The following is a 15350-nucleotide window of genomic DNA, read 5'->3' as shown; positions in this document are numbered from 1 at the left end:
TCAGTCTTTCCATAGCGGACGAAGCGTCACATAGTAGTGGTATTCGATTTGCTTGAAGATCAGCCCACCGCGCGCGGGCACGTTCTGCCGGAAAACAAAGGCCATCGCACAAACGAGGATGAGCGGGGCAAGTATTGCCACCAACGGAACGAACCGCAAAACGCGTTCGGAAACCGCCTTGCTCAACACCACAAGTGTGAGCGAGCCCCATAAGGCCAGTGTAAACCAATCATCACTGTGTGCGTTCCAGCCCGCCTGCGCGGGAAATACAGCAAACGCAAATAGCCCGGCAGAGACAACCGCGCTACAGGCCACCAAAGCACGCCGCGCATGACCCCCGTAGTAGCCGTAAGTCAAAGCTGTAATCAGTAACCCAGAACACAGAATGAAGTCCACTCTGGGAACCAGTCCGACGACATATGCAAGAAGGATCAGGCCTATTGTAGAAGCTCGATAGGCTTCCGACTTATCCCATCCGATGCCCAAAGCACTGAGCGCGTTTTGGGCACCACCTGAGCGGATTGAATTAGCCAGTAAGACGAAGGACAGCACAAGCAATCCACCGAAGATGAACAGCGGTACAATTGCCGCCGAGTTGTACCAATCCGATCCACTTACACCTGCGCGGTTTTCGCCCCAAAGTGGAATGTCCGACGTCTTCCAAAGAAAAAAGACGGACACTGTTATTAGAACAATTGCTGCCCAAAAGTCGCGCGACCGCATGACCAGTGTTTCGTCAGGTTTGTCCATTGCCTGCCTCCTGAGGGAAAGGGCGCGATCAAGTGCGCCCCTTCAAAATTGATCGGATTAGGGCTGCGCGATACCCAGCGAGGCTGGATCCACTGTGGCAGCGCCAAGGTCCTGCAAGGTATAGGCAAAAGTAGCCTCGAGGTTCGCAAACAGTTCTTGAGCTTCTTCACCGTGTTGACCACCGACATCGTAATTGTTTGCCGCGGCCCATTCGGCGACGGTGTCGGAGGCAATAGCTTGCTCGAAGGCATCACCAAGCGCGGCCTTTACATCGTCCCCGGCTGAACTGTGAACTGCAAACCCGATGGCCTGCTTGAGCGGCAAATACTGATCGAGACCGTCATAGATGCCAAAGGCAGAAGGCACTGTTGCCCCTGCAATCTGCGCATCTTCGGGCGTCAACATCGCGAGCGGTTTAAGTTGACCGCCTTCAATCAACGGAGCCTGTTCAGCCAGTGACGTCACAACCAACGCAACTTCGCCCGCTATCGCTGCCTCCTGCCCGGGCGCTGAGCCTTTGTAGGGAACAAACTTGAACTCAGTCCCTGACCCTTTTTCGATGGCCAGAAGATTCAAATGGTGGATCGAACCCGCGCCGGAAGCCGCCGCTGGAATAGTGCCAGGAGCAGCTTTCGCAGCGTCGACCAGTTCTTCCAGAGTATTGTAAGGGCTGTCCGCTGGAACCGAGATCAGATCGGGTGATCCGCCAACAATAAACGGATACCAAAAGTCAAATTTCTTATCCCAACCACCCTGCACAGCAGCGGTTACGTTCGATTCAGAAAGACCAACCAATGTGTAGCCATCGTCTGGTTGGTTCATGACGTAGACCATACCGTTAGAGCCTGCGACCCCACCTGTTTGATTGATCACATTGATCGAAACCGGAAGGTGTTTTTCCATCTCGGCCATGATCATTCGGTTGATCGTGTCCGTGCCACCACCGGCCCCCCAGACCACAGCTGTGGTGATATCACGATAGGGGTAATCCTGCGCCGCAGCTGCGCCTGCAACACCGGTCGCCATCACGGCTGCGGCCGCCAACCGCCCTAGCTTTAGTTTCATTTCCAAGTCCTTCCAAACAACTTTGCGTTTATTATTGCATTTATTTGCGTATACATTAAAGAATGCGTTGTCAACGGACTGTAGTGAGAGCTGCAATCGCGCTATGAATGCGAAACGGGAAGGAAGCGGGCTAAGATGAAGAAAAGTTATGATGTGGCAGTGTTCCAAGGGGACGGAATCGGCCCGGAAATCATGGCCCCTACGCTTGAAATTCTGCGCCAGCTTTCGCGCGGCAGTCCTTCCTACGAACTGGTGTTTACAGACGCTCCGGCAGGCGCAGGCCACTACGCCAAAACTGGAGAATCGTTTCCGGCTGGGTCACTCGAAACTGCACGCAACGCCGACGCGATTCTGCTATCTGCAATGGGTTTGCCGGATGTGCGATATCCTGACGGAACCGAAATTTCACCGCAAATTGATCTGCGAAAGCAACTGGGACTTTTCGCTGGTGTGCGTCCTGTAAAAGTAAGCAGCGGACAAATGACCCCCTTGGCGCTGCCCCCCGGAAAAGAGATCGACTTTGTCTTGATACGCGAAAGCACGGAAGGGCTGTTCTTCACCCAAGGCGCTGGCGAAGTTACCGATGACGAAGCACGTGAAACTCTGCTGATCACGCGTGAGGTGTCCGAAAAACTGTTCCGGTTCGCGTTTGAGCTCGCCCAGAACCGCAAAAGAACCGGGCGCGGTCGGGGTCGAGTTACATGTGTCGACAAAGCCAATGTATTCCGCGCCTTTGCGTTCTTCAGATCGATGTTTGATGCAGAAGCCGCCCACCATCCCGAATTACAGGCAGACCATGCTTATGTTGATGCTACCGCTCTGTGGATGGTTCAAAAGCCTTGGGAATTTGACGTTTTGGTCACTGAGAACATGTTCGGAGACATCCTCTCTGACCTTGGTGCGGGTCTCATGGGTGGTCTAGGACTGGCGCCATCAGCGGATATCGGGTTGAACCACGCTGTATTCCAACCCTGCCATGGTTCCGCTCCGGACATTGCGGGACAGGGTATTGCCAACCCGTTTGCGATGATCCTGTCCGCAGCAATGATGCTTGAATGGTTGGGGTTCACCCATGATCATCCAGACCTGTCCAGCGACGGCGAACGATTGCGTGAAGCCGTGGAAAAGGTGACGGCGAACGGACAGAACCTGACCCGTGACCTAGGTGGAACGGCCGGGACGCAGGGTGCCGCGGCATCGGTATTGGAAGCAATGCGGGCATGAATACTCAACAAGCCATCAGGGTCGCGTGTGTGGGTGCGGGGTATTTCAGCAGGTTCCACTACGAAAGCTGGTCCCGAATGCCCGGAGCGGTTCCGTTTGCATCCTGCAACCGTGATATCAACAAGGCGAAGGAAACGGGACTGGCCGCTTACGATGATCTGTCAAAAATGCTGGGGGCGGAAAAACCAGATCTCGTGGACATCATCCTTCCACCTGTGGCACAGGCCGACGCCATCCGAACGGCACTGCGGTTTGGTATCAAGTGGCTGATCTGCCAAAAACCTTTCTGCATGTCATTGGATGAAGCTAAGAAAATCGTCTCCGAGGCTGAAACAGTAGGCGCAACCATTGTCGTGCATGAAAATTTTCGCTTTCAGCCCTGGTATCGTGCGATCAAGGTGGCGATGACCGAGGGTCGAATTGGAACACCTCTACAAGCGACTTTCCGGCTTCGACCCGGCGACGGACAGGGACCACGAGCCTACCTAGACCGGCAGCCGTACTTTCAGGACATGCCGCGTTTCCTGGTTCATGAAACAGCGGTTCACTGGGTAGACACGTTCCGGTTTCTATTCGATGCGCCCAGCGCAGTTTATGCGGACTTGCGCCAAGTTAACCCCGTTATCGCGGGCGAGGACGCAGGTTACATCCTGTTTGACCACCCCAACGGTTTGAAAGCTCTGTTCGATGGCAACAGGTGCCTTGACCACAGTGCCGAAAATCTGCGTCAGACCATGGGCGAAGCGCTCATCGAAGGAACGGAAGGATCACTGGTTCTTAACGGCGACGGTTCAGTCGAGCTCCGCGCTTTTGGAAAACAGGAGCGACAGCAGATTCTACCTCCAAGCGATCATGATGGGTTTGGAGGAGACTGCGTCCACGCCTTGCAAAGTCACGTCGTTTCAGGCCTTCTACGGGGCACGCCGTTGGAAAACACGGCTCGCGACTATTTGGACGTGATCCGCATCGAAGAGAACATCTATCTCTCGGCTGCGGAGGGACGAAAGATCAACCTGGAGACGCCGTGAAAGATCAGGACGCAAAAACTCTTTCCAATACGCAACGCGCTGTTAGGGATTTGCGAAAGATGATCCTGTCCGGCGAACTTGCAGCCGGAACTGACCATCTGGAGTCGGAACTCGCCGAGACCCTTGGCATGTCCCGCACCCCGATACGGGAAGCTGCGCTGATGTTGGAAAGTAAGGGCTTGCTGGAAATGCGGCCCCGAAAGGGCGTTCGGATACTGCCTGTTTCATCAGATGATATGCGTGAAATTTACGACATACTGACGGAACTCGAGAGTCTCGCAGTACAGCGCGCTGCCGAAGCGGGCTATTCAGAAGATGAACTGGCAGTACTTGCCGGATCAATTGCAAAGATGGACCAAGCCATCGAAGCCGAAGACCTAGAAGCCTGGGCCGAGGCCGACGAGTTGTTTCACCAGGAGCTCGTTCGGTTGGGCGGCAACAAACGTGTCGAAGCGATTGTCGCCATGATGAGCGACCAGGTACGTCGCGCGCGCGCAACGACATTGTTCATCAGGCCCCTGCCCGTCAAATCCAATGAAGATCACCGGGTTGTTTTTCAAGCGATTAGTGAAGGTCGTCCAAATGCCGCCCGCGAACGTCATCGAGAACACAGGCTGCAAGCCAAGGCTATGCTTTGCGGGATACTTGAAAAGCATCGGCTCAACAGCCTCTGATCTTCTCGCATCCGGTCGTTATCTCCTTGCTAAATGGTTCTTGATAGATACGCTTCGGTGGGTTGCTTGGATCAGACTTATGCCCTTTGACTATTGTGGATTAGCCGAGCCCAACCACGTCGCATAACGGCCTTGGCTGAGCATTTGCGTCGCAAATTTGGTGTGTGTTGAGGCCGCGGGCGAAGACACTAAATCGCTTCTTCAATTGGCTGCGCTATACAAGACTGTCCTGGCTATTGCATAGATCTCGGATGTGCTGCTCCAACAAAAGGATTGGTCTCAAAGACCTCATCTTGCCAGTTCTTCTCAGCTGAAGCAGAGTTCATCAATGCGGATCACCAAGAAGCGCATCAGAAGAAGAGCGCAAGTCCGGTCATTGAGACAACCAAGAAAAGTAGAGTCATGATTCCACCCGAGCGAACGAAATCGACCACCCGGTAGCCTGCCGGGCCCATGATCAACGCGTTCACTTGGTGTGTTGGGATCAAAAATGAGTTGGACGTTGAAATTGCCACGGTGAGAGCAAACACAGCCGGATTGCCACCCGCGGATACGGCAATAGAAACTGCTAGCGGCACCAGGAGGACAGTTGCGCCTACATTGGACATGACCAGCGTGAACGCCGTTGCCAAAACGGCGATCCCTGCTTGCAAAGACCAGATCGGCCACCCCTTCAGGAGAGCCAATACATGCGCGGCAATCCAATCCGCAGTGCCAGTGTTCTGAACTGCCTGGCCCAACGGGATCAGCGAAGCCAGTAGAAAGACTGTGCTCCAACTGATCGACTCGTAGGCTTCATCAATCGATAACACCCGGCTCAAAACCATGCCAACAGCGCCAATTAATAGGCACAGCGACAAACGCAGATCAGAGAACAGAATTAAGCTCAACGCTATAAGGAAGAAGGCGAGCGCCCAACCGACCTTGTGTGGCCGTAACTCTTCCTGGGGAAAGTCCGAAGTTACGACGACAAAATCCCTGTCCGACATCAGTCGTGTCAGACGGTCCCACTGCACGTGCACCACACACGTATCACCGGCCTGCAAAGGGACTTGCCCGATATGCGTTGCAGCATGATCTTCAGTTTCCACATGGCTCAGTGTTTCTTCGCCTCGCTGAATGGCCAACAAAGATAGCCCATGTGTCTGACGGAGACGCAAATCAATCGGAGTCTGGCCGATCACTGAAGAACCGGGGGGAATAACAACCTCTGCCACCCCCGATTGAGTTGCGGCGAAATCATCTGCAAAGACGTCTAGTTGCGGTAGGATCTCTAAGCCGTAAGGCTCAACGAACTGTTGCTCAACCACCCGACGCAGGCCAAGCACAGCGAGCCGCGCCGGGGCTTCGATCTTGGTATCAGCCATCGGCGCGATGACCTTGTGGCCGCGATAGGATGTGCCGAGAATGTAAATGTTATGGGCGACCATGACATCCGCGAGCGTTTGTCCTATCAAGATCGAGCCTTCAGGAACACGAATTTCGAACATATCAGCCCTGAGCCCATATGTGTTTTCGACATAGGTCTGCATGGACCGAGCTGAGCTTGCGTCTTCTCCACGCTCCCGCTGTTCAGGGAGAACCCAACGACCAAAGAGCACAAAATAAAGCACCCCTGTCAGCACCAGCATCACACCGATAGGCGTGACTGAAAACAACCCAAATGTCTCCATTTGTTGATTAGCCGGAAGGGATGAATTTGCCGAAACAATCAGGTCATTCAGCAGGATGAGGGGCGACGACCCGACCAAAGTGATCGTACCACCCAGAATCGCGCAAAACCCCATGGGCATAAGCAACCTACTCATAGGGATTTCCGTACGTGCTGAGATGCGGCTCACAACAGGCAGAAAAAGCGCAGCAGCTCCCACGTTCTGCATGAAAGAGCTGATGACACCAACCGTTGTTGATATTATGGGGATTATCCGGGCCTCTGTCGTACCACCATTTTTGAGGATCAAGGCAGCGACCTTTGACATAAGTCCAGTCTTATCAAGCCCAGCCCCAATTACCATAACTGCGATGATGGACATCACGGCGTTCGAGGAAAAACCTTCAAAGAGCTTGGATACATCGGCTAGATTACCTAGCCCCGGTAGATAGCTCAGTGCGCCAAGCAGTACCATTACAAGAATTGCTGCGACATCGATCCGTATAATCTCGGTAACAAAAAGTAAGACCGTAAAAGACAATAGACTCAGTACGGCTATCATTTCGTACGTCAGTGTTGGTAATTCCATATCGTACTCCCAACCTAACGTTACCTGACTACCAGCAAATACGAAGGACCAACTCTGCGCGTCAGATAAGGCCAAAATCCATCAGGCCGACTCACGCGGCTCGTTTTCTCGGGCGTGGTATCTGCTGAAACCTGGATTTCGCCAACTCAAAGAGACGCTGAAGATAAACTCAAAAGCCTCTCTTAATCACTGCAATCGGGGGGAAGCAGTCCATTCGTAGACTTGTGACAGAACCCCGCTTCAAGAAAGGATATTGCCGTACCCGCGAAGTGAGCGCGTCCAAACCGGCGCGCTCACTCTATTTGGTATTGCCTGTCACCAAGGAGTTAAGAGTGATGCATCACTCTGCGGCAACCGCTTTCTCTTCCAGTGCCGGGTAGTCGGTGTATCCTTTGTCCGTCATCGCATTCGCAATCCCGTTTGGATCGGTGGCCAATCCAGAGCAGATGAAGCATGGACTAAATGCAGCAATATCATCCTTGGTGCGCATTCCTCCAAAGTCAGTCGATCCGACCGTTAAGAACTATCATTGGTTGGATTTGGTGAAGGACCTCTATGAGGCCTACGACCGCGGAGCTGACACAGCAATCCTCATTGATGAAAATGGAAACGTGTCTGAAGGACCCGGGTTCAATATTTTTGCTGTCATCGACGGAACAGTTTTAACACCAAGGTTCGGTGTGCTTCTCGGGGTCACTCGTCAGACGGTCTTCGACATCTGCACGAACCTGGATATCGACCGCTCAGCCGTCGACATACCTCAAGATCAACTCCTTGATGCAGAAGAGGTTTTCATATCTTCAACCGCTGGTGGAATCATGCCAGTGACCAAAATAAATGGCCAAAAGATTGGTTCTGGAGTCCCTGGTCAAATCACGAACCAAATCACCAAGAGCTATTGGGAAATGCACAAAGACAAAAACAACAGGATGATTGTCAGATACGTGGATCAAAAGTAATTGTCAGCCGGTGTCGGATTTACTCTGCCGTAAAAACCCAGTTTTAGCCGCAATGAAACTGCTGTCTGCGTCTGGGACAACTAGCTGATCGCAGCCAACGCAGACGAGATAAACACGGTAGATCACTCTGGATGGTCAGCCGCGAAGGACCGAACCGGACTGCCGCTGCGACCGCGCCAAAATTTCCAATCAATTCAATAATGCGGACCTCAGACCGATCTCCTGTTGCCGTAGTGTTAATGCCACCACTGAAAAGGATTTTCGGAAGTTTCCCACAAAACTCGGCCTGCTTGTCAAATTAAGGAGAATCTCATTTAGACTATTTTCTCGAAACATGGCCTTGCTGCTCAGCCGTTCAAAGTCTGGTTCACGTCATCCCGTTTCAGTCAAAATAAAACCCCATCAAAGAATCGATTGCTCTGTAGACTTCCAATCATAGAGAAACTGTTCAATGCCTGCGTCGGTCAACGGATGCCTTACTAGTTTGCGGATGACGGACGGGGGTATCGTGGCAATGTCTGATCCGGCCAAAGCAGCCTCAGCTATGTGATTTGGGGTTCTGATTGATGCTGCGATGATTTCAGTTTCAATACCGTAGTTGTCGTAGATGATCCTGATGTCACGGATCAAATCGGCTCCGTCCAGATTGATGTCATCCAATCTGCCAATAAAAGGCGATACATAGGTCGCGCCTGCCTTGGCAGCCAAAAGTGCCTGATTGGCTGAGAAACAAAGTGTGACGTTCGTGCTAATCCCTTCCTTTTTGAAATGAGCACAGGCCCTGAGGCCATCCAGCGTCAGCGGCAGTTTGACAACGACGTTGTCGGCAATTGCTGCAAGATGCTCTCCCTCTGCAATCATTCCCGCAGCATCCAGGGCTGCAACTTCTGCCGACACGGGTGTATCTGTCAGGGTGCAAATTTCGGCGATAACTTCTTTGAAATTGCGGTCGGACTTGGCAATCAGGCTTGGATTGGTGGTGATACCATTTACTAATCCAAAGCCTATTAGGGCTTTGATCTCGTCTACTTCTGCTGTGTCCACAAAGAACTTCATGAGGTTTCCTCATCGTGAATGGAGTGATTTTGGTTGCACCTGAACCCGCCTAGAGGTGCTGCTTTGACGGATGGGTGAATCCAATGCGTAAATTCAGAATGCGTAGCGCATCCCGAATTCGGTGTAATTCTGGTTCAGTGTAAGATCGGCTTTCCGGCTATCACGGATGACACGTTCAGCGTTTGGCAGATCGTTCGTTTTCGCGCGTTGCAACGCGGTTTTCGGATCAAATCCATGCTTGATCCAGCGGTGTTGCAACCGCTTTTCGAGTTCTTCCAAAGTTGGGCTGACAAAAATCGTTGCGGCATAGACATCCGCCAATGTTCTCCACGGGTCACTATCCATCAGAAGGTAGTTCCCTTCAACAACAACAGTTCGAGTGTCCGGGTGAACCGCAATCGCGTTAGCAATGGCGAGATCCATTTGACGGTCAAATCTGGGGTGAAAAGATTCATGCTGCGCGGATTGCAACTTTTTTATTGCATTGCAAAACCCAATTGCATCGAAGGATTCTGGCGCGCCTTTTCTCGCCAGAAAACCTCGCGTTTCAAGTACACGATTGTCTAAATGGTAGCCATCCATAGGCACTAACGTGGCTATAGGAACCGCCGAGTTCTGTTTTGCGTTCAGCGATTGCACAACGGATTCTGCCAGGGTCGACTTTCCGGATGCAGGGGGGCCGGAGATTGCGACAATCGTCCGAACCCCAACCTGCTTCCGGGAGGAGATCAGGTCGTACACGCGCTTTGCATCCTGCTCGATCACGCGGCGTCTTCTTTTGGTGGTTCTTTGGCGCCGGTCATAAAGGCCACGGCGTCGGACATCGTGTAGTCCTTGGGATCAATCGTGCAGAGCCTTTTACCGAGCCGGTGCACATGAATTCGGTCAGCGACTTCGAAGACATGTGGCATGTTGTGACTGATCAGGATAATTGGAATGCCACGTGCGCGTACGTCTTGGATGAGTTCAAGCACCTTGCGGCTCTCTTTCACGCCCAAAGCTGCTGTGGGCTCGTCCATGATGATAAACTTGGTCGCAAAGGCGGCTGCGCGCGCAACGGCAACGCCTTGGCGCTGGCCGCCGGACAACGTCTCTATCGCCTGGTTGATCGACTGCACGGTCATCAGGCCAAGCTCGGTTAATTTTTCGCGGGCGAACTTCTCCATAGCTTGCCGGTCGAGCTGACGCATGTATTTGCCCATGAAACCCTTTTTGCGGATCTCGCGCCCCATGAACATGTTGTCCGCAATTGAAAGGGCAGGAGACATGGCAAGCTGCTGATAGACGATTTCGATACCCATATTGCGGGCGTCGATTGGAGAGCTAAAGTTTACCTTCTTCCCTTCGATCAGAATCTCGCCCTCATCCGGGATGGTGGCCCCGCAAATCGCCTTGACGATGGAAGATTTACCCGCACCGTTGTCCCCGATAACTGCAAGGATTTCTCCTTTCCGCAGTTCAAAGTCGGAATGGTCGATGGCGGTGACGTGGCCATAACGCTTCACGATCCCGCGCCCTTGGACGACTGGAGTTGTGTCTGACATTAGCCCGATACCTTTCTGATCCACTGGTCGACTGCGACCGCTGCGATGATGAGAAGACCGATCAACAGGAAGGTCCACTGTGCATCTGCGCCCAGAAGCCTCAGCCCCAGAGTAAACACGCCAACGATCAGAGCTCCGAACAACGATCCCAGAATGGATCCTCGCCCGCCGAACAATGAGATGCCCCCGATCACAACCGCGGTGATACTTTCAATGTTGGCCAATTGGCCGGAGGTCGGCGAGACCGACCCGATGCGCCCAATCAAAGCCCAGCCCGCAAAGGCGCAGATCAATCCGGACAGCATGTAGACGGACATCAGAGTTCTGTGGACGTTGACACCGGAGAGCTCGGCAGCCTCTGGATCGTCTCCGACCGCATAGACATGCCGCCCCCAAGCCGTGTGTTTAAGTGCATAGGCCAACACAAAAATCAGGGCGAGCATGAAAATGACGCCGACAGTAAAGGTCGCTCCACCAATGCTGAACTTGGTTCCGAAGAATTGAAGGAAGGGAGCGTTGGCTTCGATATCCTGACTGCGAATAGTCTCGTTCGCGGAATACAGGAAGTTAGTCGCCAGTACGATCTGCCACATCCCTAGTGTGACAATGAAGGGGGGAAGTTTAACGCGGCTGACAAGCCAGCCGTTCAGTGCTCCGATCAAGGTTCCAACCGCAAGCCCGCACATTACAGCGATTGGCACGGGAATGCCGTATCGGAAAGAGAACTGCCCCATGATAACAGAAGAAAATACCATAATTGCGCCGACGCTCAGATCGATGCCAGCGGTCAGAATGACCAGGCTTTGAGCTGCGGCCACGATGCCGACGATCTGAACCTGCTGGAGGATCAAGGTCATGGCAAAGGGCGAAAAGAACTTTGACCCCAATAGCAGTCCGAATATCAATATCGCACCGACCAGAACGATAAGCGGCACAAAAGATGGATTGACGTGGAGAAGATGCTGCAACTTCCCCAGAACGCCACGCCGATGGTCCTCAAAAGCCGCAACAGTTTCTGTTCTGCTAGCAGCGGATTCAAATTCCTGGGCGCTTTGGTTTGCTTCGGACATATCTCCCCCTTTTCGCGGGCGGCGTAACGCCCACGAGATCAGTGTACAGGAAGTTTCGGTTTGCTGGTGAAAGGAGTGATGAGGCGCTCTCATGCGCCTCATTCATTAGGTCTTTTTAGCCCCAGCAGAGTTCTAAGCCTTCGGCGACCGAGATCGAATCCACGCCATCAACAGGTTGGTTCGTGATGAGCGCGACTCCGGTATCGTAGAAGTCTTTTCCGGGCGTGTTTTCAGGCTTTACGCCTTCTTCAGCCCACTTTTTGACAGCCTCGACGCCAAGCGAAGCCATCAAAAGCGGATACTGCTGGCTTGTGGCACCAATAACTCCGGCCTGCACATTTTGTACACCGGGGCAGCCACCGTCGACCGAAACGATCAGCACATCGTTTTCACGTCCAATAGATTTCAATGCCTCATAGGCACCTGCCGCTGCCGGCTCGTTGATCGTGTGAACCACGTTGATCGTCGAGTCCTTGGCCAGAAGGTTTTCCATGGCACGGCGCCCACCTTCTTCGTTGCCGTCGGTCACGTCACTGCCGACCAATCGAGCATCAGATTCATCGCCGATGACATTGGGGTCTGCCAGGTCCACACCGAAGCCGTCGAGGAAGCCCTGATTGCGAAGAACGTCCACGGTTGGTTGACTGACGTTCAGATCAAGCGTCGCAATTTTGGCGTCAGCCACTGCGTCGCCCATCTTTGCCTTCGCCCATTGTCCGATCAACAGGCCAGCTTTGTAGTTGTCTGTCGCAAAGGTTGCGTCAGCGGAATCAATCGGGCTTAGCGGCGTGTCCAGAGCGATAACCAACAGGCCAGCGTCACGCGCCTGTTGAACAGCGGGGACAATCGAGCTTGTGTCCGAGGCCGTCAGGAGAATTCCCTTTGCGCCGTCGAGAATACAAGTTTCAATGGCCTGAACTTGAGTTTCATGGTCGCCGTCGATTTTACCGGCAAAGGCCTTCAAGGTCATGCCAAGCTCTTCGGCCTTGGCCGTTGCGCCTTCCTTCATCTTTACAAAGAATGGATTGGTATCTGTCTTCGTGATCAGACAAACGGTTTCTCCGGCTGCGTGAGCAGATGCAGCAGCCACCGTAAGCGCGGTAGCAGATGCGGCAATCTTGAATAGATTTTTCATGTAGTCCTCCCAGAAAATTGTTGATGCCCCGCATGGCAGGCCAACGAGACTCGCCCTCATCCTCCAATGAAGGTCTATTTCAAGAAACTGTGATTCTAGTCTTTCTGTCAATAAATAAATAAAGTTTATTTATTAATTTACCGAAGTACCTTTTCATAAGAAAACAAGGTGTTTATGTTCAGGCTTATGGAGAGAGAAGCGCTCAACACACTGACCGGTGGGGTAAGTCAAAGCGGGGTTCGCGATCACAACGAGCGTCTGATTTTGACAGTTTTACAACGGCATGGGCCCGCCGCAGGCGCCGACGTCGCGCGATTAACGGGCCTGTCTCCTCAGACTGTATCAATCATTCTGCGCAAGCTAGAAAAGGACGCGATTCTCAAGCGTGGTACTCCACTTCGCGGGAAGGTTGGAAAGCCCTCAACCCCTATGGAATTAAACCCGGAAGGCATCTTGTCGGTTGGGATGAAGATCGGGCGGCGTAGCGCCGATCTGCTCTTGATCGACTTTACTGGCACGCCGCGCCGCCAACTTTCCACGACTTATGACTATCCGCTACCAGAGGTCATTTTCGGTTTTTTGGAGTCTGGTTTGGAAACGCTTCTGTCCCACGAGCCTCAGAGGCTTCGTGATCGTGTTTGTGGGATCGGGATCGGGACTCCATTTGAACTTTGGAAATGGCACGATCTGTCTGGGCTTGCTGCAAAAAAATTTAGGTCTTGGAGAAACGTGAATTTCTTTTCCGAGGTCGCCAAGTTCAGCGATTTGCCGGTTTTTGTGGTCAACGACGCGACAGCCGCCTGTCACGCAGAGCATCTCTATGGACGTGGGGCAGAATACCGTGACTACTTCTACTTTTTTATTGGCTCAATGATCGGCGGCGGTGTTGCATTGAACGGCACCGTGTTCGAAGGCAACCAAGGCAATGCCGGTGCATTGGGCGCCATGCGCACGACCGGTCCTTTGGGTGAAAGCCAACAACTGATCGACACGGCGTCGCTGTTTTTGCTCGAGGACCGATTGATCGAAGCGGGTGTCGACCCGGGGATTCTATGGGAGAAGCCGCAGGACTGGAGCAGCATTTCCCGCTATGTCGAGCCGTGGATTGGCACCACGGCGCAAGAATTAGCTAAGGCCGCTCTTTCAATCTGTGCTGTCATCGACTTCGAGGCCATTCTTATCGATGGCGCGTTCCCGCCTGAGGTTCGGGAAGAACTGGTGTCTAGGGTTCGCCGTTACTTAGTCAATCAAGACAAACGCGGCTTGATTCCTCCGGTCGTTGAGGCCGCTGCGGTTGGGGAAAACGCTCGCGGCATTGGGGCGGCTAGCAGCCCAATTTTCCGCCAGTTTCTATTGAATACCAATGCTGGGCTTTCTGGAATGTAGCCGAAACTCATCGCAGTCAAAATTTCAAAGTAGGAAGAATCCGCTGGTCATGCTTTAAGAGACCGCTTTTGAACGCTGCTTTGGCACGTGCGAGCTCAGCTTGCATTGGACCAAATACCGGCCGCGAACGACTGCTTTGAAAGACTCCATCGCAAGCTTATCACTTAGCACCTAACGTCGGTCATCCTCACCCAATGCAAAATACAACAGTGTTTGCACACGGCGGCAACGTTGGCTGCGACCGCTGCATTGAGGCTGGACTAAAGCGGCGGCAAAGGAAGATCCACCAAATTTTGCGAAGCCTGTTTTCTGCGCATTGCTGTAATTGAGGTATCGCGCAGCATCGGTCAAAGTGGACTCCGAAGTAGACCTTGGATGCCGCTCCATCAACTTCCGTTTTCATTGTGCCGTAGCGTCCTCGATGCTGTTTCCAGCTCAACACTCAAACTTGCGGCCAAATCAAAAAACTGTCGTCGCACCGTCTCGGCGTAAGGATTGGCCTTCTCAATCGCTTCGAATACTTCTGGCGCATCGTGCTAAACCATGGATATTGCCTCAGATAACAAGTCAAAGCTTTTCGTTGACATGCGCGTTGGCAGCGGTCCCATTCGCAGTAGCACTTTGGCAATGAGGTGCGTGAGTCCCTGGACAACTGCTGCTTCTTGGTCGTGATCTTCTGGTGTCGTCATGATGACAGTCAGACCGAGCGCTTTGCGTAAAAACGCAGCCAGCCTTGTATGCCGGTTTCCCTGAATGGGGCAGACCGCGATCTTTAGACCCTCAATACCCGTCGCGGCACTCTGAGGACCAAACAAGGGGTGGGTTGCGACGATGTCTACATGGTTCGGCAGCAGCCGCCGCATGATTTCCGCGGGAATTACTTTAACTGAGCCAACATCGACAATCAGCGCGCCGGGTTTACAAGCAACCGCGATCCCTCTGACAACCTGCTCGAAAGAGGACACTGGTGCCGCAATGAGGATCACATCAGCCTGCGATACTGAGTGCAGGGATGACAGACGCACGCCGAGTTTCTTTGCGATCTTGGCAAGGTCCGGCGACGGATTATAGGCCGATATCTCGAAGTGCTGTCCGAGATGAAGTGCTGCAAGTTGTCCGAACGCACCAAACCCCACGATGCCTTAGGCTCCAGACTCATTGATTTACAACCAGAATAGAACGGTAGCCGCGAGTGCGATGGCTGACAGGAAGACCTTCG

14 protein-coding genes are annotated in these 15350 nt (G+C 53.0%); 5 read left to right on the top strand and 9 right to left on the bottom strand.

The window, feature by feature from the left end; genetic code table 11:
- On the bottom strand, positions 1 to 750 hold the full coding sequence (locus AC2FJC_RS20860; protein WP_496741315.1) for a hypothetical protein: 750 nt from the start codon (positions 748 to 750) through the stop codon (positions 1 to 3).
- 57 nt (positions 751 to 807) lie between these two features.
- Complete coding sequence (locus AC2FJC_RS20855) at positions 808 to 1815, bottom strand: Bug family tripartite tricarboxylate transporter substrate binding protein (protein ID WP_496741313.1); 1008 nt, start codon at positions 1813 to 1815, stop codon at positions 808 to 810.
- Positions 1816 to 1950: 135 nt separating this feature from the next.
- Here AC2FJC_RS20855 and AC2FJC_RS20850 point away from each other — a divergent pair, with 135 nt between their 5' ends.
- From AC2FJC_RS20850 to AC2FJC_RS20840, 3 genes are read left to right on the top strand one after another with little or no spacing between them, the layout of a single operon-like run.
- Positions 1951 to 3039: an isocitrate/isopropylmalate dehydrogenase family protein gene (locus tag AC2FJC_RS20850; protein WP_496741311.1), complete on the top strand. Its 1089-nt coding sequence runs from the start codon at positions 1951 to 1953 to the stop codon at positions 3037 to 3039.
- A complete protein-coding gene (locus AC2FJC_RS20845; RefSeq protein WP_496741309.1) occupies positions 3036 to 4067 on the top strand; it encodes a Gfo/Idh/MocA family protein in 1032 nt (343 codons plus the stop codon). Before AC2FJC_RS20850 ends, AC2FJC_RS20845 begins: the two co-directional genes overlap by 4 nt.
- Positions 4064 to 4741, top strand: a complete 678-nt coding sequence (locus AC2FJC_RS20840; RefSeq protein ID WP_496741307.1) for a GntR family transcriptional regulator — start codon at positions 4064 to 4066, stop codon at positions 4739 to 4741. Before AC2FJC_RS20845 ends, AC2FJC_RS20840 begins: the two co-directional genes overlap by 4 nt.
- A gap of 350 nt (positions 4742 to 5091) precedes the next feature.
- Here the strand turns inward: AC2FJC_RS20840 and AC2FJC_RS20835 are convergent, their stop codons facing one another.
- Positions 5092 to 6981, bottom strand: coding sequence for an SLC13 family permease (locus tag AC2FJC_RS20835; protein ID WP_496741305.1), 1890 nt, complete (start codon positions 6979 to 6981; stop codon positions 5092 to 5094).
- A gap of 392 nt (positions 6982 to 7373) precedes the next feature.
- Between AC2FJC_RS20835 and AC2FJC_RS20830 the strand changes: the two genes are divergently transcribed.
- Positions 7374 to 7940 (top strand): aminotransferase class IV, encoded by a 567-nt coding sequence (locus AC2FJC_RS20830; protein WP_496741303.1) that lies wholly within the window; start codon positions 7374 to 7376, stop codon positions 7938 to 7940.
- A 402-nt stretch (positions 7941 to 8342) separates the two neighbouring features.
- Here AC2FJC_RS20830 and fsa read toward each other — a convergent pair whose 3' ends face one another.
- The 5 genes from fsa to AC2FJC_RS20805 all read right to left on the bottom strand — a co-directional run bounded on the left by fsa (position 8343) and on the right by AC2FJC_RS20805 (position 12745).
- Entirely contained in the window at positions 8343 to 8996 is a 654-nt protein-coding gene (gene fsa / locus AC2FJC_RS20825; protein WP_496741301.1) for a fructose-6-phosphate aldolase, read from the bottom strand.
- Between the two features lie 93 nt (positions 8997 to 9089).
- A complete protein-coding gene (locus AC2FJC_RS20820; RefSeq protein ID WP_496741299.1) occupies positions 9090 to 9761 on the bottom strand; it encodes a nucleoside/nucleotide kinase family protein in 672 nt (223 codons plus the stop codon).
- A complete protein-coding gene (locus AC2FJC_RS20815) occupies positions 9758 to 10540 on the bottom strand; it encodes an ATP-binding cassette domain-containing protein (RefSeq protein WP_496741297.1) in 783 nt (260 codons plus the stop codon). The genes AC2FJC_RS20820 and AC2FJC_RS20815 overlap by 4 nt, the downstream gene beginning before the upstream one ends.
- Positions 10540 to 11610 carry an ABC transporter permease gene (locus AC2FJC_RS20810; RefSeq protein ID WP_496741295.1) on the bottom strand — a complete coding sequence of 357 codons (1071 nt, stop codon included), beginning with the start codon at positions 11608 to 11610 and terminating at the stop codon, positions 10540 to 10542. Before AC2FJC_RS20810 ends, AC2FJC_RS20815 begins: the two co-directional genes overlap by 1 nt.
- Before the next feature lie 115 nt (positions 11611 to 11725).
- Positions 11726 to 12745 (bottom strand): sugar ABC transporter substrate-binding protein, encoded by a 1020-nt coding sequence (locus AC2FJC_RS20805; protein ID WP_496741293.1) that lies wholly within the window; start codon positions 12743 to 12745, stop codon positions 11726 to 11728.
- A 186-nt stretch (positions 12746 to 12931) separates the two neighbouring features.
- Between AC2FJC_RS20805 and AC2FJC_RS20800 the strand changes: the two genes are divergently transcribed.
- Positions 12932 to 14131 carry an ROK family transcriptional regulator gene (locus AC2FJC_RS20800; RefSeq protein WP_496741360.1) on the top strand — a complete coding sequence of 400 codons (1200 nt, stop codon included), beginning with the start codon at positions 12932 to 12934 and terminating at the stop codon, positions 14129 to 14131.
- Between the two features lie 536 nt (positions 14132 to 14667).
- Here the strand turns inward: AC2FJC_RS20800 and AC2FJC_RS20795 are convergent.
- Positions 14668 to 15267 (bottom strand): prephenate dehydrogenase/arogenate dehydrogenase family protein, encoded by a 600-nt coding sequence (locus AC2FJC_RS20795; RefSeq protein WP_496741291.1) that lies wholly within the window; start codon positions 15265 to 15267, stop codon positions 14668 to 14670.
- Between the last annotated feature and the right edge of the window lie 83 nt (positions 15268 to 15350).

The organism is Ruegeria sp. CDSB117, from assembly GCF_059611005.1.
This window is presented reverse-complemented; position numbering and strand designations above follow the sequence as displayed.